Source organism: Bacillus cereus group sp. MYBK245-2, from assembly GCF_051916145.1.
GTDB classification, from domain to species: Bacteria; Bacillota; Bacilli; order Bacillales; family Bacillaceae_G; genus Bacillus_A; species Bacillus_A pacificus.
This window is the reverse complement of sequence record NZ_JBQAGB010000027.1, coordinates 14,815-38,734: the sequence shown is the minus strand read 5'-3', so window position 1 is coordinate 38,734 and position 23,920 is coordinate 14,815. Positions and strand designations below refer to the sequence as shown.

Here is a 23,920-nt window from a genome sequence, read left to right as displayed (position 1 = left end):
TTTAAACACGAGCAATATTTGCTTTCTCATAACAGACTTGCAATGATTCTTCAATGATTGTTAATCCTTCTTCAAGTTGCTCATCTGTAATCACTAATGGCATTAGCACACGAATAACATTACCGTATGTTCCTGCTGATAGTAGAAGTAAGCCGCGTTTATTTGCTTCTGCGCATAAATTAGCTGTTAACGTTTTATCAGGTGCTTTCGTCTTACGATCTTGAACGAGCTCAAATGCACACATTGCTCCTAAACCGCGCACATCACCGATGCAATTATATTTATTTTTCATCTCTTCGAATCGGTTTATTACGACCTTTCCTAATTCTATCGCTCTATCATTTAAATTCTCTTTTTCTATTACATCAAGTACTGCTAATGCTGCCGCACATCCTAGCGGGCTTCCTGCATACGTTCCACCAAGTTCTCCTGGTGCAGACTCATTCATAATTTCTTTGCGCCCAATAACACCACTAATCGGTACACCAGCACCTAATGATTTAGATACCGTAATTAAATCCGGAACGACATCATAATGATCAATGGCGAAATATTTTCCTGTACGGCTAAATCCAGTTTGAATTTCATCCGCTACAAATAAGATGCCGTGTTCTGAACAAATATTGCGTACTTCTTGCACAAACTTCTTACTTGGGACGATAAATCCACCTTCCCCTTGAACAGGTTCCATTACAACAGCTGCAATCGTTTCTGGTGCTACTTCTGATATGAAGAAATTCTTAAACTCTTCAATCATAAAGTTATCGTACTGCTCTTCCGTTAATCCTTCTGGGCGACGGTATTCATACGGAAATGGCGCTTTATAGACTTCAGGCGCAAATGGACCAAATCCAAATTTATATGGTTTTACTTTACTTGTCATTGTCATTGTCATTAATGTACGCCCATGGAATCCTTTAGAAAATGCGATAATACCAGGTCTTTTTGTATATTTACGAGCGATTTTCACAGCATTCTCGACTGCTTCTGCACCACTATTTAAAAATAGTACTTGCTTATCAAAACTTCCCGGCGCTAATGCCGCAAGTTTTTCTGCTAATTCAATATATGGCTCATACATCATGACATTAAAGCCAGTATGAATGTATTGATCTACTTGTTTATGGAGCGCTTCTTTAACAGCTGGGTGACAATGTCCTACGTTAATTGTTCCTATCGCTCCAGCGAAATCAATGTACTGATTACCATCAACATCAGTAACAAGAGCACCATTTGCAGATTGTACAAACGTTGGGATGCCGTTACTTACTCCTTTTGGTACTATATTTTGGCGGCGTTCTAGTAAAGATGCTGCTTTCGGTCCAGGAATTTGTTCATTTACTTTAGCAAATTTTTTTGTATTCATTACGTACCCCATCCTTTTCTTTACATTGTTTTCTCTTTTCATTGCAAAATGTATGCCAATATTCTTTTTCAGTATTCATCCTACACACCTTCTATTTCGCCATAAAAAATAAGTCTATAAAGACTCATTCAGAGTCTTTATAGACTTATTTTTCTTACACATTAGACTTTCCTTTTTCCCAAACAAACTCACCTGAATGAGAAATAAAGTCCCCAACAGATTGTACTACTAAATCAGCAAGTGGTTCTAATGTTTGACGATTCCCTGTACCAGATAGTACTCCAATTGCATAGCAATCACCATTTTTCGCTAAATATAAATCAGTCGGTGTATCCCCAACGACCGCTACTTCACATGCCTTTAAATGAAACCTCTCACAGAAGGATTCTATAATTCTTTTATCGGGTTTTTGTGCCGCAAATGTATCTGAAGCTACAACATAATCAAAAAAGGTCTCTAATTGATACTGTTTTAAAAATAATTCTGTCGGTGCGAAATCATCAGCTGTAACAACACCTAAAATAAATCCTCTATCCTTTAAGCTTTGTAAAATTCTCGGTAAATCTGCCGTCATTTTCATGTAAGAACGATGCTCGTACATAAGGGCAAACAGTTTTTCACTTACCCATTCATGCATTTCCTCTTCCTTAGATGACGTAATATACTTACAAAGCCCCTTTGCCACATCAAGGCTTGTTCCTGCCGCTATTGCGCTACGTGGGTGAACAAATACCCCATCCACACCGATCTCTTTTAATAAAGTCGGCTGCATTGACTGTGGCAGTTGGTATAATTTTATACATTCAGCCACAAGTTCTTCAGCCACTTTTATCCAAATTGAATGAAAATCCATTAATGTCCCATCTTTATCAAATAGTATTGCTTTTACTTTCTCCATAACACCCCACCTCTCATCTCTTATCTCCTCCAGTGTATCAATAAAGTATGGATATAAAATAAACGAATTGTAAAAATACCATAAAAATCAAACTAACTTCAAATTTACAATTCTTCTATATAATAAAAAAGGATGCCTTTACAGGGCATCCTCTTGATGTTCAGGAACAAATAGTTCCAGACAATGATACATATTTTCGAATTCCATCGGTGCATCTCCACCATATTCACCATCTAAATTAATCATTAGTTTATCTGGTGAATGCACTTTAATTCGGTTCGCTTGTGTGTATAGTACTTTTGGATTGTTAATATGTTCACCACGCTGCGCTTGTGTTGCAGCTTTAATTAAGTCGGCAATCGAACCTTTTTTCAACACTAATAAATCAAATAAGCCATCGTTAATTGATGCATATGGTGCTACCTTTTCAAAGCCGCCCACTGAACGAGTATTCGTAATTAAAAACATCGTAATTTCTTCTTGTAGTAATTTTCCATCATACTCAATTTCAACGTATGTTGGATGTAGTGATGGTAGCATTTCAATACCTTTTAAATAATAAGCAAGTTGTCCTAATACAGTCTTTAGCTTACTTGGTACTTCATATGTTAATTCTGTAATACGACCGCCACCAGCAATGTTAATAAAATATGTATCGTTTGCTCTACCAAGGTCTAATGGCACAGTTTTTCCTTCACAAATAATATCCGCTGCCTCTTCAATAGAACGAGGTACACCGATTGCACGTGCAAAGTCATTTGTTGTTCCAACTGGAATAATTCCAAATTTCGGACGGAATTCATGACCAACTAGACCGTTTACGACTTCATTTAACGTGCCGTCACCACCAGCCGCAATAACAACATCAAATTTACGCTCTACAGCTTGCCTCGCCGCCACAGTTGCGTCTCCAGGACCCGTTGTCGCATGACAAGATGCTTCATATCCAGCTTGTTCTAATTTTTGTAATACTTCCGGTAAGCTCTTCTTAAATAGCTCACGCCCAGAAGTAGGATTATAAATAATTCTTGCTCGCTTCATCATTTATTAGCACAGGAAATTTCTTTATGTATCGACAAAGAACATACCGAACTTCTATTCAGTATTCCCGTGCCTACCTCCTCTCATCTTCCTATCCTTCTTTTATCTCGCTCAAACAGGCAGTAAGAACCCGATTCGTGTAGCCCATCAAAAGTAAATATTCATTTCAATGGTTTTGTTTTATTTGACAAAAAATTTATGTCCATCTATTTCTTCACAACAATTTACATATAACGAATAATAATTATCTATTATTTCATGAGATGAAAAAACCTCTATTTCTAGATTTATCATTATTCCCACCTTTTTGCAACTATCATACCATAGTTGCTATACAAACATTTTTCCACTTTTGACAGTTAATCAAACGTTTGTTTAAATAATTTTCTCTCATTTAAACAAACGTTTGATTAACCTAGAAAAACACCCATGTACGGGTGTTTTTCTGCTTAATCTTTAAAAGTTACTACTATTATCGCTTATTAATCTCTTCAAGTAAGATTTTGTTAACAAGCGGTGGATTTGCTTGTCCTTTTGTAGCTTTCATAATTTGACCAACTAAGAAGCCAATTGCACGGTCTTTACCGTTTTTAAAGTCTTCGATAGATTGCTCATTATTATCAAGAATTTCTGTTACAACTTTACGAAGTGTACCCTCGTCAGAAATTTGAACAAGGCCTTTCGCTTTAACGATTTCTTCTGGGTCTCCACCTTTTTCAATTAATTCGTTAAATACTTTCTTCGCAATTTTAGAAGAAATTGTACCTTTTTCAATTAATTGAACCATTTTAGATAAACCAGCAGGCGTTAATGCAACGTCTTTTAATTCTTTTTGTTGTTTGTTTAAGTACGCAAGCACTTCACCCATTAACCAGTTCGATGTTAATTTCGCATCAGCACCATCTGCAACAGTTGCTTCAAAGAAATCAGACATTTCTTTCGTTAATGTTAATACGTGTGCATCATAAGCCGGTAAGCCTAATTCTGCAACGTAGCGAGCTTTACGTGCATCTGGAAGTTCTGGAATAGAAGCACGAACTGCTTCTTTCCACTCATCGTCGATGTAAAGTTCAACTAAGTCCGGCTCTGGGAAGTAACGGTAATCATCAGATCCTTCTTTCACACGCATTAAGATTGTTTTCTTCGTTGCTTCATCATAACGACGTGTTTCTTGTTGGATGATACCACCAGATAATAATTCTTTTTCTTGGCGAGCTTGCTCAAACTCAAGACCTTTTTGTACGTAAGTGAAAGAGTTTAAGTTTTTCAGTTCCGCTTTTGTACCGAACTTCTCTTGTCCAACTGGACGAAGGGAAATGTTCGCATCACAACGCAAGGAACCTTCTTCCATCTTACAATCAGATACGCCAGTGTATTGAATGATTGATTTTAACTTCTCTAAGTATGCATATGCTTCTTCTGGCGTACGCATATCTGGCTCAGATACGATCTCAATCAAAGGCATACCTTGACGGTTGTAGTCTACTAATGAGCCGTCAGCTGTATGCGTTGATTTACCAGCATCTTCTTCTAAATGAAGACGTGTAATACCGATACGTTTCTTTTTACCGTCTACTTCAATTTCAATCCAACCATTTTCACCAATTGGCTTATCAAACTGAGAGATTTGGTAAGCTTTCGGATTATCTGGATAGAAATAGTTTTTACGGTCAAACTTCGTTTCTGTTGCGATTTCACAGTTTAATGCCATTGCAGCTTTCATTGCAAAGTTAACTGCTTCTTTATTTAAAGTAGGAAGTACTCCTGGGTATCCTAAGTCAATTACACTTGTTTGTGTATTTGGTTCCGCTCCGAATTCTGTTGGACTCGCAGAGAAAATTTTCGAATTTGTTTTTAACTCAACGTGAACCTCTAAACCAATAATTGTTTCTAAATTCATCTATGCTCGCCTCCTTACAGACTTGCTTTTTTTGTATGATGGTCTGTTGCTTGCTCAAACGCATGTGCAACGCGGTAAATTGTCGCTTCATCGAAGTGTTTACCAATGATTTGTAAACCAAGTGGCATGTTGTTAGCACCGAATCCACATGGAACAGAAATCGCTGGAACACCTGCTAAGTTTACTGGGATTGTTAAAATGTCATTTGCATACATTGTCATTGGATCATCAACTTTTTCGCCCACTTTAAATGCCGGAGTTGGCGTTGTTGGTCCAATAATAACATCGTAGTTAGCAAATACATTTTCAAAGTCGTTTTTAATTAATGTACGTACTTGTTGTGCTTTTTTGTAATATGCATCATAGTAACCAGAGCTAAGAGCAAATGTACCAAGCATAATACGACGTTTTACTTCATCACCGAAGCCTTCGCTACGTGTGTTTTTGTAAAGATCCATTAAGTTATTCACATTATCAGAACGAACACCATAACGTACGCCATCAAAGCGTGAAAGGTTAGCTGATGCTTCAGAAGAAGATAATAAGTAATACGTTGCTAGAGCGTATTTAGAGTGTGGAAGAGATACTTCCTCCCAAGTTGCGCCCATACCTTCTAATACTTTTAAAGCAGCTAGTACTGACTCACGAGCTTCTTCGCCAACACCTTCTCCTAAGTATTCTTTCGGTACAGCAATGCGTAAACCTTTAACGTCGCCTGTTAAACCAGCTAAGTAGTTTCCTACTTCAACGTTAGCAGAAGTTGCATCCATACGGTCAAGACCTGAAATAGCTTGTAATAAGTATGCATTGTCTTCTACTGTACGTGTAATCGGTCCGATTTGATCAAGTGAAGATGCAAATGCTACTAATCCGTAACGAGATACACGTCCGTAAGTTGGTTTTAAACCTACAACGCCGCAATATGCAGCTGGTTGACGGATAGAACCACCCGTATCAGAACCTAGAGAGAATAATACTTCTCCTGCTGCTACAGCTGCTGCAGAACCACCACTAGATCCGCCTGGAACGTAATCTAAGTTCCACGGATTTTTCGTAGCGTAGAAACCTGAGTTTTCATTTGAAGAGCCCATTGCGAACTCGTCCATATTTAATTTACCGATTGTAATTGTGTCAGCAGCTTTTAGCTTTTGCACAACTGTCGCATCATAAATTGGATCGAAGTTTGCTAACATTTTGCTTGCACAAGTCGTACGAAGACCGTTAGTTACAATGTTATCTTTAACACCGATTGGCATACCGAATAATAAACCATTATCTTCAGCACCAATTTTCGCATCTAATTCTTTCGCTTTCGCGCGTGCGTTTTCTTCATCTAATGTAAGAAAAGCTTTTACGTTATCTTCAACATCCGCAATACGTTTGTAAGATTCTTCTACTAAATCCGTAACGGAAATTTCTTTGTTGTTTAATTTCTTATGTAACTCTGATACTGAATGATCAAATAATGACATCGAAATTCCCCTCCTCTATTCTAATACTGCTGGAACACGGATTTGATTATCTTTGTGATCCGGTGCATTTTTTAATACTTCTTCAACTGGTAAACCTTTTTCTGGTACATCTTCACGCATAACATTTTTCATAGTTAATACATGAGTTGTTGGTTTTACATCTGTTGTATCTAATTCATTTAACTGTTCTGCAAATGTAACAATTGCATCTAGTTGTTTTTGAAATTTTTCTGCTTCTTGATCAGTAATTGCAAGACGTGCTAAATGTGCTACGTGCTTTACATTCTCAACGGAAATTCTTGACACGGCTAGGCCACCTCCATAATATATCGTTCAATCTACAATACTATTGATGATACCAAATTTTCAGTACTTCAAGCAAGTCAACACACGGCACTTACAGCATTTTTACATAAAAAAAGAAAGGCAAACGCCTTTCTTTACGATTTACTCTTTATCTAACGGTTTATTTTTCGGAAATCTCTCGTTATCTTCTTCATTATCACGAATTGTTTTTTGTAATACAAAACAAGACATCGTTAAAAATAATGTTCCAAGTAAATAATATCCTTTTACACTAAGCGTTTCATCTAGCGTATAAATTCCAATTAGCATACCTGAAAGCGCGCAAACAAATGAAGTCCATGCTAAAAACGTGAACGCTTGCGTATTACGTCTTCTCATCGTTCTCCCCCTCGTTAGCTGTACATCCATTATAGATAAGTATATTTACCATGATGGATTTTTATGTAAATTCTAGTTTACTATTTATAAATCTATCACAAAAAAATATTATTTTAAAGATAGTTTTCTTTCTAATCTGAAAAAACAGTTAAAAACATTGACATTTATTTCAATTCCACATAAAATAAAAATAAATATTACGAACCTCGAAATATACGGGAGTGGAATTAATTGTTGCAATACGAACATTTTTTAGACTTACTGCTAGATAACGCCAAGAAACTTTTCTATCCTGAAGAATGGGTAAGCTTAGATTTAACACTTTCTAAAACTGAAGTATTTTGTTTACTTTGGATGGAGCGAAATACGGATATTACAATGACAAAAATCGCTGATCTTCTTGATATACCGATGAGTACAACGACAGGTGTTGTAAATCGCCTTGTAAAAAAAGGATATATTGAAAGATACCGTGATGAAAACGACCGACGCATTGTATTAATTCGTTTAACAGAAAACGGCGTAATGCTCGTTCAAGAAGTAAAACAAAATGCAGCCTATTATTTTAACCTAGTGACCGAAGCATTATCGGAAGAAGAAAAAGCATTTTTACTACAAATCTTCCAAAAGATTATGAATTACATTGCTACGTCACAACAAAAAACAGAAGAAAAGGTTTCTACACCTAAAATGAAAAACATTCCGATTGAATAAAACCCTAGTTGGGTTTTTATTCAATTATTTATTTCGTCACTCGTAATATTCGATATTCGAAACAAAGGGGATATGAATGATGAGAATTATTTTGTATACAGGTAAAGGCGGCGTAGGAAAAACTAGCATTTCAGCGGCAACTGCACTTCAAAGCGCAAAACAAGGATTAAAAACTTTAGTAATGAGCACAGACCCAGCTCATAGTTTAGGAGATTCATTTGGTATAAAACTATCTTCTGAACCATTAGAAATTCGTGAAAACCTATGGGCACAAGAAATTAATACAATTTATGAAATGGAAAAGGGCTGGGGAAAGTTACAGAAATATATTACACTACTTTTCACTTCCAAAGCAGCTGATGATATTACAACCGAAGAGTTAACGATGTTTCCCGGTATGGAAGATTTAATTAGTTTACTTCGCGTACTCGATTATTATAAACAAAACACATATGACGTTATTATCATTGATTGTGCTCCAACAGGAGAAACATTAGCAATGCTCAGTTTTCCAGACATGCTCGGCTGGTGGATGGAAAAACTCTTCCCTATTAAAAGAAAAGTTTTAAAAGTTGTTCGCCCTGTAGCTCAACCACTTCTTGGTGTCCCCCTTCCAACCGATGATATTATGGACGAATTAACAAATACACTTGAACAACTTGGAGAAATGAGAGATATTTTATCAAACCGAGACGTAACAAGTATCCGCATCGTTGTAAATCCCGAAAAAATGGTCATTAAAGAGGCTCAGCGTAGCTTTACGTATTTAAATTTATACGATTATAACGTAGATGCGATTATGATTAACCGCGTCATCCCTAACACTGTCATCGATCCTTATTTTCAAGCTTGGAAAGATACTCAAAAGAAATATAAAACATTAATTCAAAATAGTTTTGATCCACTTCCTATTTACGAAGCTCCAATGTTTGAACAAGAAGTTGTTGGCTTACCTATGTTAGAACGCGTTGGAGATGCTTTATTTAAAGAAGATTATTGTCCTACTGAAGTAAAATTTAACGGTCGCACTCAATATGTAAAAAAAGATGGCGATGAGTATATTTTCGTTCTGTCCATTCCCTTCTCTAACAAAAGTGAACTTGCATTAAATCAAAAAGGTGACGAGCTTATCATTCGTGCTGGTTCTGTTAAACGAAACATCACATTACCCAAAACGTTAACACACCTTTCTATTCAAGGAGCAAAATTTGAAGACGATGTACTAAACATTCGTTTTGGAGGTGTCGTGCATGCATGAGGAATTAATAAGGAAGGTAATTCGTACAAAAATAAAAATCGGGATGCATATATTAGAAGAGCTACCTACTCCAATCCAGCAACAAGCTCAGCAAATACTAAATATTTTGCAAGAGGAGCTAGCTGCTTATCCGAAAGAACAAGGGCATCATAAAAATAATTTTAAAAATATTATAATCGAATGAATCTCTCTGGATAGAGGGCCTTTTTAGGCTTTCTATCTCTATATTGGAGCGATGTAAGTTGTTTAAAAAACATTCCACTATTATGCTTTGGATGATTCCCTTGTTATTTCTCATTCATAACCTTGAAGAATCTTTCCAAATGCCACAATATCTTGCTAATCAATTTTCAATTACTTTTATAACTAGCCAACAATTTTTCATTGCAATTTCTGTATTAACTCTCTTTGTCTTACTTATCGTCTTTCTATATCAACTAAACTTCTTGTCTTCTATATACTGGATTATTTTTATACAAGGAGCTATCTTCTTCAACTCTGTTCAACATATTATTTTGTTTTTTATTTACCGCTCCTATAATCCGGGCGTAATATCAGCTGTTTTCATTGTTATCTTTTCTATTTTCTTTTTTTCATCCCAAAAACACTTAATTCAAAAAAAGCAATTCGTAATTACACTCGTGTTCAGCTTATTTTCTTACCCCATTATAATTTGGATTACCTTACTACTTGCTAGTTGCTTTCAGTAATAAAAAAAGACCAGGAAAACTCCTGGTCCATTACTCTACTTAACAAACATTGGATTCTATGTTATACAGAATTGGAAGGTACAGAATTAGGGTTTGTTTTGTTTGTTAAGTAGATTATATGTTGAACGAACTAACAGCGGAGGGGTTCCTTCTGTTAGTCCATTAAACCCAATCATTATTTTACGATCTTTTCAAGCTCATCAAGTGAAAGATCTACTGAAATGGAACCATCATTTGTTTCTTTCTTAATTGCCTCTGTTACTTCTTTTGAATGATATAGTTCAATTACTTTTTTCAGTGTTGGATCATCTTTATCTTTCGTACGAGCTGCGAAAATATTAATATATGGCTTCGCATTTTCATTCTTTGGATCTTCTAAGAAAATTGGATCCTTAGCTGGATCTAATCCAGCTTGACCAGCAACACCGTTATTAATAACTGAAGCTGCAACATCTTTTAATACACGAGGTGTTTGCTGTGCGATAACCGGTGTAATTTTTAATTTCTTCGGATTTTCAGCAATGCCGCTTGGATCTCCAAATAAGCCAAAGTCTTTCTTAAGCTTTAATAACCCAGCTGCATCAAGAAGTTTTAATGCACGTGCTTGGTTCGTTGGATCATTGGGAATCGCAATTTCAGAACCATCTGGAATTTCATTTGCTTTCTTATGTTTTTCAGAGTATAAACCCATTGGTGCAATTTGCGTTGTACCAACAGCTGTAATATCTAATTTATGCTCCTTTTTAAATTGCTCTAAGAAAGCAATATGCTGGAATGAGTTTAGCTCAATATCTCCATCAGCTAACGCTTTATTTGGCGTCGTGTAATCAGAGAACTCAACCAGTTTAACTTTAATTCCTTCTTTTTCAGCTTTCCTCTTCAAAATTTCCCAAGCGTCTCCATCCGTTCCAGTTACACCGACACGAACTACTTTTTCTTTCGCCCCTGCCCCCGTGTCTCCACTTGAGCAACCGCTTAACGCTGAAACCCCTACAATCGCTGATAATGCAAATGCTAAAATTTTCTTCATTTTCTTTCCCCTCTTTCTTTTTATGATCTGCGTAAAAAGACTTTCGCAAAGTAGTTTCCTAAATTTTGAGCTAACTGTACGAGAATAATAAGTAAAACGACCGTTACGAACATAACTGATGTATCAAAACGTTGATAACCATATGTCATTGCTAAGTCACCAAGACCGCCACCACCGACAAGCCCAGCCACTGCAGAAAATTCAATTAAACCAACTGTCATAAATGTAACACCTAAAATTAATGGCGCTAACGCTTCTGGTACAAGGATTTCAAAAACAATTCTAATTGGTGAAGCACCCATCGCTTGAGCTGCTTCGATTACCCCTTTCGGAACAGAAACAAGATTTGTTTCAACCATTCTAGCAATACCGATTGATGCAACTAACGTCATTGGGAAAATTGCTGCCGCCGTTCCAATTGTCGTTCCGATAACACTTCTTGTTAGCGGGCTTAAAGCTACTAAGAAGATGATGAATGGAATCGGACGAATTGTATTAATGATAATATTAAGAATAGAAAAGACCCATTTATTTTCTAAAAAGTTTCCTTTTCTCGTTACATATAGAAGTAAACCTAGAGGTATACCAAGAATTGTAGCAAATATAAGGGTTACAATTACCATTAAGAGAGTATCCCCCGTCGCATCTACTATGCGCGGCCAAAATATACTCCAATCAACTCGCATGAGCTTCTACCTCCTTCAGCTGCACTTGCAGTCTTAGATGTTGTAATGCTTTTTGAATTTCCCTCTGTTCACCTTGCAATTCTACAAGAAGATTTCCAAATAGCACATTTTGAAGTTCAATAATATTTCCGTACAGTACATTTACATCGACATTATAGTTTTTTGCGATATATGATAGTACTGGCTGTCCTGTCTCCTCGCCAGTAAATGTTAGACGATAAATCTGACCACCATTTTGAATTTTTGCTAAAACACTTTCCGGTAAATGATCATTAATAACAGAACGTACAAAGTTTTGAGTCGTCTTTGTTTTTGGTTGTGTGAAAACATCAAACAGTTTTCCTTCTTCAATAACTTTTCCTTTCTCCATTACAGCTACACGGTGACAAATTTCTTTCACAACATGCATTTCATGTGTAATAAGAAGAATTGTTAAGTTGTATTCTCGATTTACTTTCTTTAATAAGTTCAAAATTTCTGTCGTTGTTTCTGGATCTAAAGCTGATGTTGCTTCGTCACATATAAGAATATCTGGTGATGTTGCGAGCGCTCTAGCAATACCAACACGCTGCTTTTGTCCACCTGATAGCTGCTCTGGGTAATTGTTTGCTTTATCTTCTAACCCTACAAACTTCAGCAATTCATTTACTCTTTCTTTTATCTCATTCTTTGGTACTTTCGCTAACTTTAATGGATAAGCAATATTCCCAAATACTGTTCTTGAATTAAATAAATTAAAACTTTGAAAAATCATCCCGATTCTTTGTCTTAGCTTCCGTAATTCTTTCGTCGATAATGATGTAATCTCTTTATCATCTATTGAAATCGTTCCTGCCGTTGGTCTCTCTAACATGTTTACTAGGCGTAATAACGTACTCTTTCCAGCGCCACTAAAACCGATAATGCCAAAAATTTCGCCTTTCTCAACTGATAATGTTACATCCTCCACCGCATGAACAGATTGCCCACCTGTTTCATATACTTTACTTACATTGTTAAAAGAAATCATTTTTTCCCCTCCTATATGCTGTGAAAACTTGAAGCAGAGCTCTCGAGGTAAAATAAAAAGTGCTCTCCTTCTTATCAACCATAAAGATAAGAAGGAGAGCACTTATATGTACTCGTTCACATCTTCTCATCTTCCAAGCCTTTCATAGGCTTGCTGGAGTTAGCACGGTATTAAAAAAACCCGTTGCTGAGGTATCGTAGGGCCAGTCCCTCCACCTCTCTGGATAAGAATGTATCGATTTAATTGTCGTTTAATTAATTCTCATTATAGAACTCAGAATAATAAGAGTCAATACATTTTTTAGAAAAATATTAATTATTTCTTTATTAAAATTTTCAGATGAAAAATTCAAGAAAAAATAGTAATCTTTAAAGTTATGTAAAATTCTCCTCTTGCATATTTTTTAAAAGGATAATCTTCTCTACTAATTGAATACCATTATTTGAATATGAAATCGGAGGAAGATAAATATATGAAAACAGCTCTTTTACTCATTGATATTCAAAATGATTATTTTCCACACGGCAAAATGGAATTACGTAATCCAGTCGAAGCAAGCGCATATGCCCGTCGGCTACTACAGCTCTTTAGAAAGAAAAACGAACCTATTTTTCATATCCAACATGTAGCAATAAAAGAGGACGCTACTTTTTTCCTCCCCAATACAGAAGGTGTACATATTCATGAAAGTGTACGCCCACTTAGAGAAGAAACGGTTATACTCAAGCATTATCCAAATAGTTTTCGCGAAACTGATCTTCTAAAGCAATTACAACGTTTAGCTATTGAACACGTTGTCATATGCGGGATGATGACTCATATGTGTATTGATGCTACTGTAAGGGCTGCCTTTGATTTCGGCTTGCAATGTACTGTTATACATGATGCTTGTGCTACAAAAGACCTTTCTTTTAAGAATGCTACTATACCAGCCGTTTATATTCATAACACAATTTTAGCTAGTTTAAATGGTGTCTATGCAAATGTAATGAGTACAGAGGAGTTTTTAGCTACAAAAAAACACTCTCTTCAGTGAGCAAAACCGAAAAGAGTGTTTCTTGTCAAACCATAGATTTTCTTTCAAATTGTATTATACAGGAAATCCTTAAAATGAATACAAAAAAATGTGACTAATAAGTCAACTTTTCTCATTGTTTTGTTTCTATTTACATGTTTATCCTGATATGAATAGGGTTTAGCTAGTTCCACTTACCAGATAGTAATATATGGTAAGTGTTTTTTATTCAAATTAACTAGTTTCTCCTACTATTTATCTGTTTGTTTTTGTTTCTTTTTCAAATACTCCGCATGCAATTTTTCAATTTGCTGCTTTTTATCAAATTTGACAGGCGTCTGTTTTTCATGAAACTTTGCGACAGCTACCTGACCTTTATAATCCAATTGATATTTTCCCATTTTGTTCACCTACTTTTCTTTTCTTGAAAGAGAATTTATTCAACCAATATAATATACCTTATTTTACTGAAGTAAACCTTATATTATTTTTTCTGCTTATATGTATCTTAATCCACATATAAGCAGAAAAAAGAGATCTTCGCAGACTGCGAAGATCTCTTCTACTATTTCTTATAAAGTTTCAGAAGTAGTTTTTGCTTGCATGTGAAGTGCTAAGTAGTCAGGGCCACCAGCTTTAGAATCTGTACCAGACATGTTAAAGCCACCAAATGGTTGGTATCCTACGATTGCACCAGTACATCCACGGTTGAAGTATAAGTTACCTACGTGGAAGTCTTCACGCGCTTTTTCAATATGATCACGGTTGTTAGAGATAACTGCTCCTGTTAAACCGTATTCTGTATTGTTTGCAATCGCAAGTGCATGGTCAAAGTCTTTTGCTTTACAGAATGCTACTACTGGTCCGAAGATTTCTTCTTTCATTAGGCGAGCATCTTCTGCAACGTCAGCAACGATTGTTGGTTGGATGAACCAGCCTTTAGAATCGTCTCCTTCGCCACCTGCTAAGATTCTACCTTCTTCTTTACCAATTGCAACATAGCTCATTACTTTATCGAATGCAGCTTGGTCATTAACAGGACCCATGTTTGTACCTAATACAGCTGGGTTAGCAACTGTTAATTCTTTCGTTAATTCAACAGCACGATTTAATACGTGATCGTATACATCTTCGTGGATTACTGCACGAGAACATGCAGAACATTTTTGTCCTGAGAATCCGAATGCTGATGCAACGATAGATTTAGCTGCTAATTCAAGATCTGCTTCTTTATCAACAACGATTGTATCTTTACCACCCATTTCAGCGATAACGCGTTTTAACCAAATTTGGCCTGGGTTTACTTTCGCTGCACGCTCATAAATACGGATACCTACATCACGAGATCCAGTGAAGCTAATGAAACGTGTACGAGGGTGATCTACTAAGTAATCACCAACTTCAGAACCACTACCTGGTACGAAGTTTACTACGCCAGCTGGTAAGCCAGCTTCTTCTAATACTTCCATGAATTTCGCTGCTACTACAGGAGTTGTACTAGCTGGTTTTAGTAATACTGTATTACCAGAAACTAAAGCAGCTGTTGTCATACCTGCCATAATTGCGAATGGGAAGTTCCAAGGAGAAATGATAACACCTACTCCTAATGGAATGTAAGAGAAACGATTATATTCAATTGGACGGCTTTCTACTGGAATTCCGTCTTTTAATTTCAACATTTGACGACCATAATATTCCATAAAGTCGATTGCTTCTGCTGTATCAGCATCTGCCTCATTCCATGGTTTACCTGCTTCTTTTACAAGAATAGCAGAGAATTCATGTTTTCTACGACGAACGATCGCTGCAGCACGGAATAAAATGTCTGCACGCATTTCTGGTTTTGACTTTCTCCAAGTTTGGAATGTTTCATCCGCTACTTGCATTGCTTTTTCAGCTAACTCACGGCTTGCTTTTGAAACGCGACCAACAAGTTCCTCTTTATTTGCAGGGTTTACAGAAACAATTTTGTCTTCTGTAGTGATTTTTTCTCCCCCAATAATTAATGGATAGTCTTGTCCAAGATAAGATTCTACTTTCTTTAAACCTTCTTCAAACGCTAATTTGTTAGCCTCTACTGAAAAATCTGTAAATGGCTCATGTTTGTATGCTACTACCATTATTTTTAGCCTCCCCTTAGAAAAACGTTTACATTTTACAACATTATTCTACACGATAATTTAGATTTATTCAAATATTCCTAGACTTATATTTTAAAAATTAATTAATTTTTAAAATATAATAAAAAAATAGAGTTATACAAATGTATAACTCTACAAAATATGAGTATATTCCAAAACGTTTTTGCTAATCAATAAAATAGTTACTAACAAGAATAAAGTTCTTACATATCCAACACCTTTTTGAACTGCAAATTTCGATCCAAAATAAGCGCCCAAAATCATCGATAATCCCATAATAATACCGTATTCAAAATGAATTACGTCTAAAAATAAAAAAGTGATTAACGATACGATATTACTAACAAAGTTCAAAAGTTTTCCAGATGCTGCTGCTTGAATAAAATCCAAACCAATTAATAAAAATGCAAAAATTAAGAAGGATCCTGTCCCTGGTCCAAAAAACCCATCGTAAAACCCTATCATTAAAATAACAAAGAAAAATATTAATGTTTTTCTTTTCGTCATCTTCTTATAGGTAGATACACTTCCCCAATCCTTTTTCGCAATAATATAAATGGCAATAAACACCAACATCACAAGCACTAACGGACGTAAAATATCCGGCGGAATAAACTTTACTACTAAAGCACCTGCGACTGCCCCTATAATAGTTAACGGGATTAACTTTCCTACAATTTTAAAATCAACCTTTCCCGATCGAATAAAGTAAATCGCACTCGTAAACGTCCCCATCGTTGCAGCTAATTTATTCGTTGCAATTGCCGAAGCTGGTGGTAAACCAACAAACATAAGTGCCGGAAGCGAAATTAATCCTCCACCACCAACAACTGAATCAATAAAAGCTGCTAAAAAACCGAATGCAATTAATAAAATAATGACTTGAAAACTTAATTCGTCCATGCGCTTTACCCCTTACCCCATTATTTACAACATTTTAAATTATAACAAAATTACCCAAGAAAAAAAGCCGTTCCATAAAGGAACAGCCCTTGTATTTAATCTAAAATTTTCACATACGGTTCATCTTGCTTCGCTTCACGTATAATAATCGCTTCTGGACGCTCTACAGATTTAATCGTTACTTGTACTTTCATATAATTCGGGAAGTATTCCATAACAAGCCCGGCTACATATTGTGTAAAGCCAATTATTTCTGCTTTCCCATTAAACTGGACAGGAATATCGAGCTTTATTTCTCTTAATTCATCGTCTCTATACATACCAGTACCGATAACAGCTGTATAGTCGCCTTGGAAATAATCACTTAATTTTGCCTTGAAGTTTGATACTCTCGCCAGATCTTCACGTTTATTATCTGTTTTCGCTTGTTCAGATGGGAACAAATAATATTTCTCATTAATTTGTTTCCAATCCTCAACTGTTTCACTGCCTTTTTCAACATTCGCATAAGAAACAAAGTTACCTGGCACAAGCGAAGACTTTGGAGCCTGACGATAAATCGCAAATGTTATCGGAAGGTTTTTTGTCTCAGGATCTTGTTGATGCATAACTTTCAAGATTTCTGGCACCATTTTTTTCCCTTCCGCTAACATCTTTTCATTCGAAATTGCAGCCTCACGCGGATAACCATGCTCTTCCTCATAATAATGAACCGAATTCATCGCTAATCCAACTACAATGCCGCTACGCTCATTTTTTTCGCCTTTGTTCACATAATAATCATGCTCTAAAATATTTGAAATATATATTGGATTTTTTTTATTTTTCACTTCTAATGATTCGGATCCTGTACCTAATGCAGGATTCAACCCTATGTTCGGGAATTTAACCGCATCTTTTTTTAGTGTATCTTCTAGTTTCTTTTGTTCTGCATCTGTACGTTTTCTTTTAACAAGCATCTGTATATGCTGAGTATCTAGGGCCTTTCCGCCTTTTAAAACATTATCTTTCGTACTAAATGATTCTTTCGCAATACGCATTAATCCTGTTTCAAATTCATCTATATCAAGACGATTACTTACTCCTTGCACAACTAAGCCACGTGCGTTTCCTCCCTCAAATGGAATAGTCGTCTTATAATATTCATCCGAAATAGAGTAATTCGGGACGATTGCTTGCTCTTTTGCTTTCTCCGATTTCTCAACCACTTTTTCATCTTTGTCGGCACCTGCACTACACCCACTTACAAGTAGGCCAAGGCTTAATACCGCTAATGCTATTTTTTTCATGGTAAGTTTGCACCTCTTACTTATTTAGCTCTTGTAAGAACCTCTCTTCATTCCAAACCTCAACATTATGTTTCTCCGCTTGTGCTAATTTCGAACCTGCCGCTTCACCTGCAACAACTAAATCCGTACTTTTACTAACACTTCCTGTTACTTTTCCACCTAATGCCTCAATTTTCTTCTTCGCTTCACTACGTCCCATAACTTCTAATTTCCCTGTTAAAACGACAGTTTTTCCTGCGAAGTACGACTCAACGTTTTGTAAATCAGCAATTTTCATGCCTTTATATGTCATGTTCACGCCGTATTCTTTAAATTGTTGTAATAACTCTAATACGTCTTCATTATCGAAATACGTTACTACGGATTGAGCCATTTTTTCACCAATTTCATTAATTGCTTTTAGTTCTTCTTCCGTTGCCTTCACAAGCGCATCCATCGTTTCGAAATGCTCTGCAAATGTACGTGCTGCTTTCGCTCCGACATGGCGAATACCTAGACCGAATAATAATCGCTCTAATGAGTTTTCTTTAGAATTCTCAATTGCTTGTACTAAATTCGTTGCTGATTTTTCTCCAAATCGTTCTAGCTGTAATAATTGCTCTTTCGTCAACGAATATAAATCAGCAAATGTACGAATATAATCTGCCTCAAAGAGTTGTGTAATGACACGTTCTCCAAGTCCATCAATATTCATTGCATTTCTTGAAACGAAATGGATTAACCCTTCTCGAATTTGAGCAGGACAAGTTGGATTTATACAACGAAGTGCTACCTCTTCTTCTAAACGAACTAGTTCACTCTCACATGCTGGGCAATGCGTTGGCATATGATATTCTTCTTCCTCACCAGTACGCTTATCGAAAATAACATTCACAACTTCAGGAATAATATCTCCAGCCTTCTTCACAACAACGTAGTCACCAATTCGAATATCTTTTTCACGAATTAAATCTTCGTTATGTAAAGAAGCACGACGAACGATCGTACCAGCCACTCGCACTGGCTCTAGCTCTGCAGTCGGTGTTACAACCCCTGTACGACCAACACTTAATTCAATCCCTGTTAATCTTGTTACAACTTCTTCAGCTGGGAATTTATAAGCAATTGCCCATCTTGGACTCTTTGCTGTAGTGCCTAGACTTTCTTGAAGAGCAACATCATCTACTTTTATAACGATCCCATCAATCTCATAATCAAGATGCGGACGTTTTTCTTGCCATTCTTCTACATAAGCTATAACTTCTTCAATTGTTTCACATGTGCGTCGATTTGGATTTGTTTTGAATCCAAGTTCACCTAAGAAATCAAGCGATTCACTATGTGATAGGATTGTTTTTTCTTCTACATTCGCAAGACCGTATACAAACATAGATAAGTTACGCTTCGCTGCAATTTTCGGATCAAGTTGGCGGATTGAACCTGCTGCCGCATTACGCGGATTTGCAAATACATCTTCACCATTTTGCTCTTTTTCTTCATTTAACTTAACGAATGAACGCTTCGGCATATAAGCTTCGCCTCGTGCTTCTAACGTTACTTCTTCATTTAAACGAAGCGGGATTGCTTTAATCGTTTTTAAATTTTGAGTAATATCTTCACCTGTTACACCATCACCACGTGTTGCCCCTTGAATGAAGCGTCCTTTTTCATAATGAAGTGAAACAGCAAGTCCGTCAATTTTTAATTCGCATATATATCTTACATTCGCATCATCAATTCCTTGACGTACTCGTCGGTCAAAATCACGTAAATCTCCTTCGTTAAATGCATTTCCTAAACTTAACATCGGTGACTTGTGTGTTACTTTTTCAAATATATCAAGAACCGTTCCCCCAACGCGAACGGAGGGAGAATCTTCACTCATAAACTCTGGGTTCTCTGCTTCTAATTTTATAAGCTCCTGCATATTACGGTCATACTCCGCATCAGAAACAGAAGGATTGTCTAATACGTGATATTGATAGTTAAATGTATTTAACAAATCACGTAGTTCTTCTATACGTTTTTTTGCTATCTCTTTTGACATATCCTCATTCCTTTCCTATTGTTTCGTCACAGGTGCAAATTTTGCTAACAAACGTTTAACACCAATTGGGCTTGGGAACGCAATATCTAATTCTTTTGCATCACCTTCACCTTTTACACTTACGACTGTACCGATTCCCCATTTTTGGTGGGAAGCTTTATCGCCTACTGCCCAGCCGATTTGTTCGCCGCCTGTCGTCTTAGCTGCAGGACGCGCGAAAGCTGAGCGAGAACGTGTTGTAGTTGTCATTTTACTGCTACTTGCCGTTCTTCCTTTTGCACCAAACGAAGTTTCACGCTTCGGCGCTGTTTCATTTAATGATTCTACTAGTTCTGTCGGGATTTCTGTAATGAATCGGGATGCGGCATTCATACTTGTTCTACCAAATAAAGTACGCATTTGTGCATTTGATAAATACAACTCTTCTTCTGCACGAGTAATACCTACATAAGCAAGACGACGCTCTTCTTGCATTTCATCTTCTTCCATTAGGGAACGAGTATGCGGGAATATTCCTTCCTCTAAACCAACAATAAAGACAACTGGGAATTCTAATCCTTTCGCTGAGTGCATCGTCATTAAAATAACTTCCTCACCAGCAGTCGGGTCTTCATCTACACGATCAATATCTGCAACAAGTGCTAAGTCTGTTAAGAATGCAACAAGGCTCTTATCTTCGCTTTGAGATTCAAATGTTTGCGTAACAGATAAAAACTCATCTAAGTTCTCTAGACGACCTTCCGCTTCTAACGTACGCTCGTTTTTCAACATGTCGCGATAGCCGGTTTTTTCAATAACTTCTTCTACCAATTCTGTAACAGATAAATACTCTTGCATATTTACCCAGTTGTGTAATAAACCTGCGAATTCTTTTACTGCCTTTGTAACCTTTGCACTTACTCCAACATGCTCAATCTCATCGAATACAGCTGTTAATGAAATTCCATTTTGTACACCGTAATTAATAATTTTATCGATAGAAGTCGCACCAATTCCGCGCTTTGGCACGTTAATAATACGTGCGAAACTAATCTCATCATCTGGATTCCCAATTAAGCGTAAATACGCCAAAATGTCTTTAATCTCTTTACGGTCGTAGAACTTCGTACCGCCGACAATTTTGTAAGGAATATTAGATTTCAGGAAAATCTCCTCGACCATACGAGACTGCGCATTTGTACGATATAACACCGCAAAATCAGTATATTTTCGTTTTCCCATTTGAATATCGTCGCGAATTTTTTTCGCAACAAAGTATGCTTCGTCCTTTTCCGTTGCAGCACGATAGTAAGAGATTTTGCTTCCAACTTCATTATCTGTCCATAATTTCTTCGGTTTACGATTCGTATTTCTTTCAATAACAGCATTCGCTGCATTTAAAATATTTTGTGACGAACGATAATTTTGTTCTAACAGAATAACTTGCGCATTCTCATAGTCTTTTTCGAATGACAAAATGTTAGAAATGTCCGCACCACGCCAGCGATAAATTGACTGATCTGAGTCACCTACAACACATAAATTTTTAAAACGTGCTGCCAAATGTTTAACAAGAAGGTATTGCGCTTTGTTCGTATCTTGATACTCATCCACGTGAATATACTGAAATTTACGCTGATAAAACTCTAGTACTTCTGGAACACGTTCAAATAGTTGAATCGTCGTCATAATTAAATCATCAAAGTCTAGTGAGTTATTTTTCAAAAGACGTTTTTGATATTCTGTATATACATCGCTCGTTAATTTTTCATATGGATCAGCAATTGTAATTTTCTTCGCATATTTATCCGCAGATAACAATTCATTTTTCGCATTACTAATACCAGCTAAAATAGAGCGCGGCTCAAATTTCTTCGGATCAATATTGCGCTCTTTCATAATTTTTTTAACTACAGTTAACTGATCACCTGAATCTAAAATTGTAAAGTTACGATTAATACCAATGCGATCGATATCACGTCGTAAAATACGTACACACATAGAGTGGAACGTAGAAATCCAAATATCTTCAGCTTCTGGTCCGACAAGTGTATCAATACGCTCGCGCATTTCACGAGCCGCTTTATTTGTAAAGGTAATAGCTAGTACATTCCATGGCGCTACTCCTTTTTCACCAAGTAAATACGCAATACGATGTGTTAACACACGTGTTTTACCACTACCTGCGCCTGCCATTAATAGAAGTGGTCCGTTCGTTGTTTGTACTGCTTTTTGTTGCTGCGGATTTAAACCATTTAATAATCTATCTGTCATACTCATATACGCCTGCACCTACTCTCCTTTTACTGCTTTAACCGTTTTTAACGCTGCTTTTATATCATCATAAATAATATTTCCAACAACTACTGTATCAGCATGCTGCGCCATTTCCTTCGCCTGTTCAGCATTAGAAATACCACCGCCATAATATAACTTAGCTTGTTTCAATTGTGCTTTTACATTTTTAACAAGTTCAACATCTCCATACGTACCGCTATATTCTAAATAAAATATCGGTAAACGTAATAGCTTGTCTGCTAAACGCGCGTATGCAATCACATCATCTTCTGTTACATCACACTTTGCATCTGTAAGCTGGGCTACTTTCGCTTCAGGATTTAAAACACAATATCCTTCCATAAAAATTTCGTCCCAATCCATAATATCCCCAAATTCTTTCAAAGCTTCATGATGAACGCCTGTTACCCATTCCACCTTTCGGCTATTTAAAACGCTTGGGATATAATAAAAATCGAATCCTGGTGTAATTGCTTCCACATCAGAAACCTCTAACACACAAGGAACTGCATATCTACGAATGCTAACTAGCATGTGTAGTACATTATCAATTGTCACCCCATCACTTCCGCCTACAATAACAGCATCTGTTCCAGACTCACAAATCATTTCTAAATGTTCGTCACTTAATTCCTTATTCGGATCAAGCTTAAATACATGTTTCCATCCGGAAATATCGTACATGAAAACACCCTTTCTTTTCTCAAGTTGTATATATTTCTGTTTAAAATAACAGTTTATTTTCATTAGGATTTTTTAAGTTCACCTTAAATATTTGTTTAAAGCGGAGAATTAAGTTTGGAATCCCCTCTTCCACATTTTTTAAACGAGAGGATTTAATTTTGAACTTCCTTTTATGCATTCTTTCATTATAACAAAAAAAGCTACTTACACACACGCACAATCCAACATCTTTTTCCACGTCAAATGTTGGATTACATATCCGAAAAATCAAAAGGGATACTAATAAAAGAAATAGTATTATCTATTTCAACTTTCATAAAAGGAGTGTTTTTCTAATGAAGCAAAATATCGGTACAATAAATGCCCTAATTCGAATTACACTCGGACTCGTCCTCTTCGGTTGTAGTGCAACGAAACTCGTGCGCAAACCTTGGTGCACTTGGTCTAACATTTTGCTATGGATTGGTGCAATGAAAGTTGCAGAGGGAATTGTTCGTTTCTGCCCTATTGTTGAAATGTGGAAATTCGGAAAATACATGAACATGGGGGCATTTAAAATGCCTAGCATGAATTTTGCTGAGAAGGGACATACTAAAGAAGAAGCGAATCAAACTTCCAAGCACGACAAACCACAGTCAAATGGAAGTTATGACGCTTCTGACAAAGAGATTGAGTCAGCGATTGAAGATATAATCCTGGCAAAACCGCTTTGAATCATTTGTCACGATGCAAGATGCTCTCAAAGGGACTTAGCTGCTGCAGTGGGCGGTTAAGTCTTCTTTATTTTACCACAAAAATAGAACATACATTCTTATTT

The 23,920-nt window shown here is 36.4% G+C and carries 23 protein-coding genes and 1 riboswitch; of the genes, 6 read left to right on the top strand and 17 right to left on the bottom strand.

From position 1 onward, the window contains the following. Nucleotide 1: 1 nt before the first annotated feature. The 7 genes from gabT to ACTFRN_RS27170 form a co-directional block, all read right to left on the bottom strand. Nucleotides 2-1,366 carry a 4-aminobutyrate--2-oxoglutarate transaminase gene (gene gabT, locus ACTFRN_RS27200; protein ID WP_001093016.1) on the bottom strand — a complete coding sequence of 455 codons (1,365 nt, stop codon included), beginning with the start codon at nt 1,364-1,366 and terminating at the stop codon, nt 2-4. Nucleotides 1,367-1,520: 154 nt separating this feature from the next. After that, nucleotides 1,521-2,264: an HAD family hydrolase gene (locus tag ACTFRN_RS27195; protein WP_000416638.1), complete on the bottom strand. Its 744-nt coding sequence runs from the start codon at nt 2,262-2,264 to the stop codon at nt 1,521-1,523. Nucleotides 2,265-2,402: 138 nt separating this feature from the next. Further along, a complete protein-coding gene (locus tag ACTFRN_RS27190; protein WP_000977677.1) occupies nt 2,403-3,308 on the bottom strand; it encodes a diacylglycerol kinase in 906 nt (301 codons plus the stop codon). 469 nt (nt 3,309-3,777) lie between these two features. After that, nucleotides 3,778-5,205, bottom strand: a complete 1,428-nt coding sequence (gene gatB, locus ACTFRN_RS27185) for an Asp-tRNA(Asn)/Glu-tRNA(Gln) amidotransferase subunit GatB (RefSeq protein ID WP_001047674.1) — start codon at nt 5,203-5,205, stop codon at nt 3,778-3,780. 14 nt (nt 5,206-5,219) lie between these two features. Further along, a complete protein-coding gene (gene gatA, locus ACTFRN_RS27180) occupies nt 5,220-6,677 on the bottom strand; it encodes an Asp-tRNA(Asn)/Glu-tRNA(Gln) amidotransferase subunit GatA (protein WP_000051445.1) in 1,458 nt (485 codons plus the stop codon). Between the two features lie 15 nt (nt 6,678-6,692). Continuing rightward, nucleotides 6,693-6,983: an Asp-tRNA(Asn)/Glu-tRNA(Gln) amidotransferase subunit GatC gene (gene gatC, locus ACTFRN_RS27175; protein ID WP_000086999.1), complete on the bottom strand. Its 291-nt coding sequence runs from the start codon at nt 6,981-6,983 to the stop codon at nt 6,693-6,695. A gap of 141 nt (nt 6,984-7,124) precedes the next feature. Further along, entirely contained in the window at nt 7,125-7,361 is a 237-nt protein-coding gene (locus tag ACTFRN_RS27170) for a YiaA/YiaB family inner membrane protein (RefSeq protein WP_001254396.1), read from the bottom strand. Nucleotides 7,362-7,592: 231 nt separating this feature from the next. Here ACTFRN_RS27170 and ACTFRN_RS27165 point away from each other — a divergent pair, with 231 nt between their 5' ends. The 4 genes from ACTFRN_RS27165 to ACTFRN_RS27150 all read left to right on the top strand — a co-directional run bounded on the left by ACTFRN_RS27165 (nt 7,593) and on the right by ACTFRN_RS27150 (nt 10,043). Then, on the top strand, nt 7,593-8,075 hold the full coding sequence (locus tag ACTFRN_RS27165; protein ID WP_000942487.1) for a MarR family winged helix-turn-helix transcriptional regulator: 483 nt from the start codon (nt 7,593-7,595) through the stop codon (nt 8,073-8,075). A 76-nt stretch (nt 8,076-8,151) separates the two neighbouring features. Next, complete coding sequence (locus tag ACTFRN_RS27160; RefSeq protein ID WP_002026876.1) at nt 8,152-9,333, top strand: ArsA family ATPase; 1,182 nt, start codon at nt 8,152-8,154, stop codon at nt 9,331-9,333. Next, on the top strand, nt 9,326-9,517 hold the full coding sequence (locus ACTFRN_RS27155) for a DUF3926 domain-containing protein (protein WP_000544084.1): 192 nt from the start codon (nt 9,326-9,328) through the stop codon (nt 9,515-9,517). Before ACTFRN_RS27160 ends, ACTFRN_RS27155 begins: the two co-directional genes overlap by 8 nt. A 58-nt stretch (nt 9,518-9,575) precedes the next feature. After that, complete coding sequence (locus ACTFRN_RS27150; RefSeq protein WP_011039940.1) at nt 9,576-10,043, top strand: HXXEE domain-containing protein; 468 nt, start codon at nt 9,576-9,578, stop codon at nt 10,041-10,043. 175 nt (nt 10,044-10,218) lie between these two features. On the opposite strand, the gene ACTFRN_RS27145 is transcribed toward ACTFRN_RS27150, so the two are convergent. The 3 genes from ACTFRN_RS27145 to ACTFRN_RS27135 are packed head-to-tail and all read right to left on the bottom strand — an operon-like array spanning nt 10,219 to nt 12,768. Beyond that, nucleotides 10,219-11,073: a MetQ/NlpA family ABC transporter substrate-binding protein gene (locus ACTFRN_RS27145; RefSeq protein WP_000721607.1), complete on the bottom strand. Its 855-nt coding sequence runs from the start codon at nt 11,071-11,073 to the stop codon at nt 10,219-10,221. 20 nt (nt 11,074-11,093) lie between these two features. Further along, nucleotides 11,094-11,759: a methionine ABC transporter permease gene (locus ACTFRN_RS27140; RefSeq protein WP_001261879.1), complete on the bottom strand. Its 666-nt coding sequence runs from the start codon at nt 11,757-11,759 to the stop codon at nt 11,094-11,096. Beyond that, entirely contained in the window at nt 11,749-12,768 is a 1,020-nt protein-coding gene (locus tag ACTFRN_RS27135; RefSeq protein ID WP_000622992.1) for a methionine ABC transporter ATP-binding protein, read from the bottom strand. Before ACTFRN_RS27135 ends, ACTFRN_RS27140 begins: the two co-directional genes overlap by 11 nt. 123 nt (nt 12,769-12,891) lie before the next feature. Next, nucleotides 12,892-12,998: riboswitch (SAM riboswitch) on the bottom strand. Nucleotides 12,999-13,240: 242 nt separating this feature from the next. Between ACTFRN_RS27135 and ACTFRN_RS27130 the strand changes: the two genes are divergently transcribed. Beyond that, nucleotides 13,241-13,804, top strand: coding sequence for a cysteine hydrolase family protein (locus ACTFRN_RS27130; RefSeq protein WP_000844890.1), 564 nt, complete (start codon nt 13,241-13,243; stop codon nt 13,802-13,804). 230 nt (nt 13,805-14,034) lie between these two features. On the opposite strand, the gene ACTFRN_RS27125 is transcribed toward ACTFRN_RS27130, so the two are convergent. The 7 genes from ACTFRN_RS27125 to ACTFRN_RS27095 form a co-directional block, all read right to left on the bottom strand. Then, a complete protein-coding gene (locus tag ACTFRN_RS27125) occupies nt 14,035-14,184 on the bottom strand; it encodes a hypothetical protein (protein WP_088106362.1) in 150 nt (49 codons plus the stop codon). Between the two features lie 171 nt (nt 14,185-14,355). After that, a complete protein-coding gene (pruA, locus tag ACTFRN_RS27120) occupies nt 14,356-15,903 on the bottom strand; it encodes an L-glutamate gamma-semialdehyde dehydrogenase (RefSeq protein ID WP_000259559.1) in 1,548 nt (515 codons plus the stop codon). 153 nt (nt 15,904-16,056) lie between these two features. After that, on the bottom strand, nt 16,057-16,827 hold the full coding sequence (locus tag ACTFRN_RS27115; protein WP_000343961.1) for a TSUP family transporter: 771 nt from the start codon (nt 16,825-16,827) through the stop codon (nt 16,057-16,059). A gap of 95 nt (nt 16,828-16,922) precedes the next feature. Then, entirely contained in the window at nt 16,923-18,116 is a 1,194-nt protein-coding gene (locus ACTFRN_RS27110) for a CamS family sex pheromone protein (RefSeq protein WP_088106363.1), read from the bottom strand. Between the two features lie 16 nt (nt 18,117-18,132). Continuing rightward, nucleotides 18,133-20,142, bottom strand: coding sequence for an NAD-dependent DNA ligase LigA (ligA, locus tag ACTFRN_RS27105; RefSeq protein WP_000031440.1), 2,010 nt, complete (start codon nt 20,140-20,142; stop codon nt 18,133-18,135). Nucleotides 20,143-20,157: 15 nt separating this feature from the next. Further along, entirely contained in the window at nt 20,158-22,401 is a 2,244-nt protein-coding gene (pcrA, locus tag ACTFRN_RS27100) for a DNA helicase PcrA (RefSeq protein ID WP_011039939.1), read from the bottom strand. A gap of 12 nt (nt 22,402-22,413) precedes the next feature. Continuing rightward, nucleotides 22,414-23,103 (bottom strand): heptaprenylglyceryl phosphate synthase, encoded by a 690-nt coding sequence (locus ACTFRN_RS27095; protein ID WP_000272093.1) that lies wholly within the window; start codon nt 23,101-23,103, stop codon nt 22,414-22,416. A gap of 335 nt (nt 23,104-23,438) precedes the next feature. Here ACTFRN_RS27095 and ACTFRN_RS27090 point away from each other — a divergent pair, with 335 nt between their 5' ends. Then, nucleotides 23,439-23,816: a YgaP family membrane protein gene (locus tag ACTFRN_RS27090; RefSeq protein ID WP_002026867.1), complete on the top strand. Its 378-nt coding sequence runs from the start codon at nt 23,439-23,441 to the stop codon at nt 23,814-23,816. Nucleotides 23,817-23,920 lie beyond the last annotated feature (104 nt).

Coding starts and splice junctions, on each gene's coding strand:
- gatA (WP_000051445.1), bottom strand. CDS start 6,677: ATGTCATTATTTGATCATTCAGTATCAGAGTTACATAAGAAATTAAAC.
- ACTFRN_RS27095 (WP_000272093.1), bottom strand. CDS start 23,103: ATGTACGATATTTCCGGATGGAAACATGTATTTAAGCTTGATCCGAAT.
- ACTFRN_RS27190 (WP_000977677.1), bottom strand. CDS start 3,308: ATGATGAAGCGAGCAAGAATTATTTATAATCCTACTTCTGGGCGTGAG.
- ACTFRN_RS27115 (WP_000343961.1), bottom strand. CDS start 16,827: ATGGACGAATTAAGTTTTCAAGTCATTATTTTATTAATTGCATTCGGT.
- gabT (WP_001093016.1), bottom strand. CDS start 1,366: ATGAATACAAAAAAATTTGCTAAAGTAAATGAACAAATTCCTGGACCG.
- ACTFRN_RS27160 (WP_002026876.1), top strand. CDS start 8,152: ATGATGAGAATTATTTTGTATACAGGTAAAGGCGGCGTAGGAAAAACT.
- ACTFRN_RS27090 (WP_002026867.1), top strand. CDS start 23,439: ATGAAGCAAAATATCGGTACAATAAATGCCCTAATTCGAATTACACTC.
- gatB (WP_001047674.1), bottom strand. CDS start 5,205: ATGAATTTAGAAACAATTATTGGTTTAGAGGTTCACGTTGAGTTAAAA.
- ACTFRN_RS27125 (WP_088106362.1), bottom strand. CDS start 14,184: ATGGGAAAATATCAATTGGATTATAAAGGTCAGGTAGCTGTCGCAAAG.
- ACTFRN_RS27110 (WP_088106363.1), bottom strand. CDS start 18,116: ATGAAAAAAATAGCATTAGCGGTATTAAGCCTTGGCCTACTTGTAAGT.
- ACTFRN_RS27170 (WP_001254396.1), bottom strand. CDS start 7,361: ATGAGAAGACGTAATACGCAAGCGTTCACGTTTTTAGCATGGACTTCA.
- ACTFRN_RS27145 (WP_000721607.1), bottom strand. CDS start 11,073: ATGAAGAAAATTTTAGCATTTGCATTATCAGCGATTGTAGGGGTTTCA.
- ACTFRN_RS27155 (WP_000544084.1), top strand. CDS start 9,326: ATGCATGAGGAATTAATAAGGAAGGTAATTCGTACAAAAATAAAAATC.
- ACTFRN_RS27135 (WP_000622992.1), bottom strand. CDS start 12,768: ATGATTTCTTTTAACAATGTAAGTAAAGTATATGAAACAGGTGGGCAA.
- pruA (WP_000259559.1), bottom strand. CDS start 15,903: ATGGTAGTAGCATACAAACATGAGCCATTTACAGATTTTTCAGTAGAG.
- ACTFRN_RS27140 (WP_001261879.1), bottom strand. CDS start 11,759: ATGCGAGTTGATTGGAGTATATTTTGGCCGCGCATAGTAGATGCGACG.
- ACTFRN_RS27195 (WP_000416638.1), bottom strand. CDS start 2,264: ATGGAGAAAGTAAAAGCAATACTATTTGATAAAGATGGGACATTAATG.
- ACTFRN_RS27130 (WP_000844890.1), top strand. CDS start 13,241: ATGAAAACAGCTCTTTTACTCATTGATATTCAAAATGATTATTTTCCA.
- pcrA (WP_011039939.1), bottom strand. CDS start 22,401: ATGAGTATGACAGATAGATTATTAAATGGTTTAAATCCGCAGCAACAA.
- ligA (WP_000031440.1), bottom strand. CDS start 20,142: ATGTCAAAAGAGATAGCAAAAAAACGTATAGAAGAACTACGTGATTTG.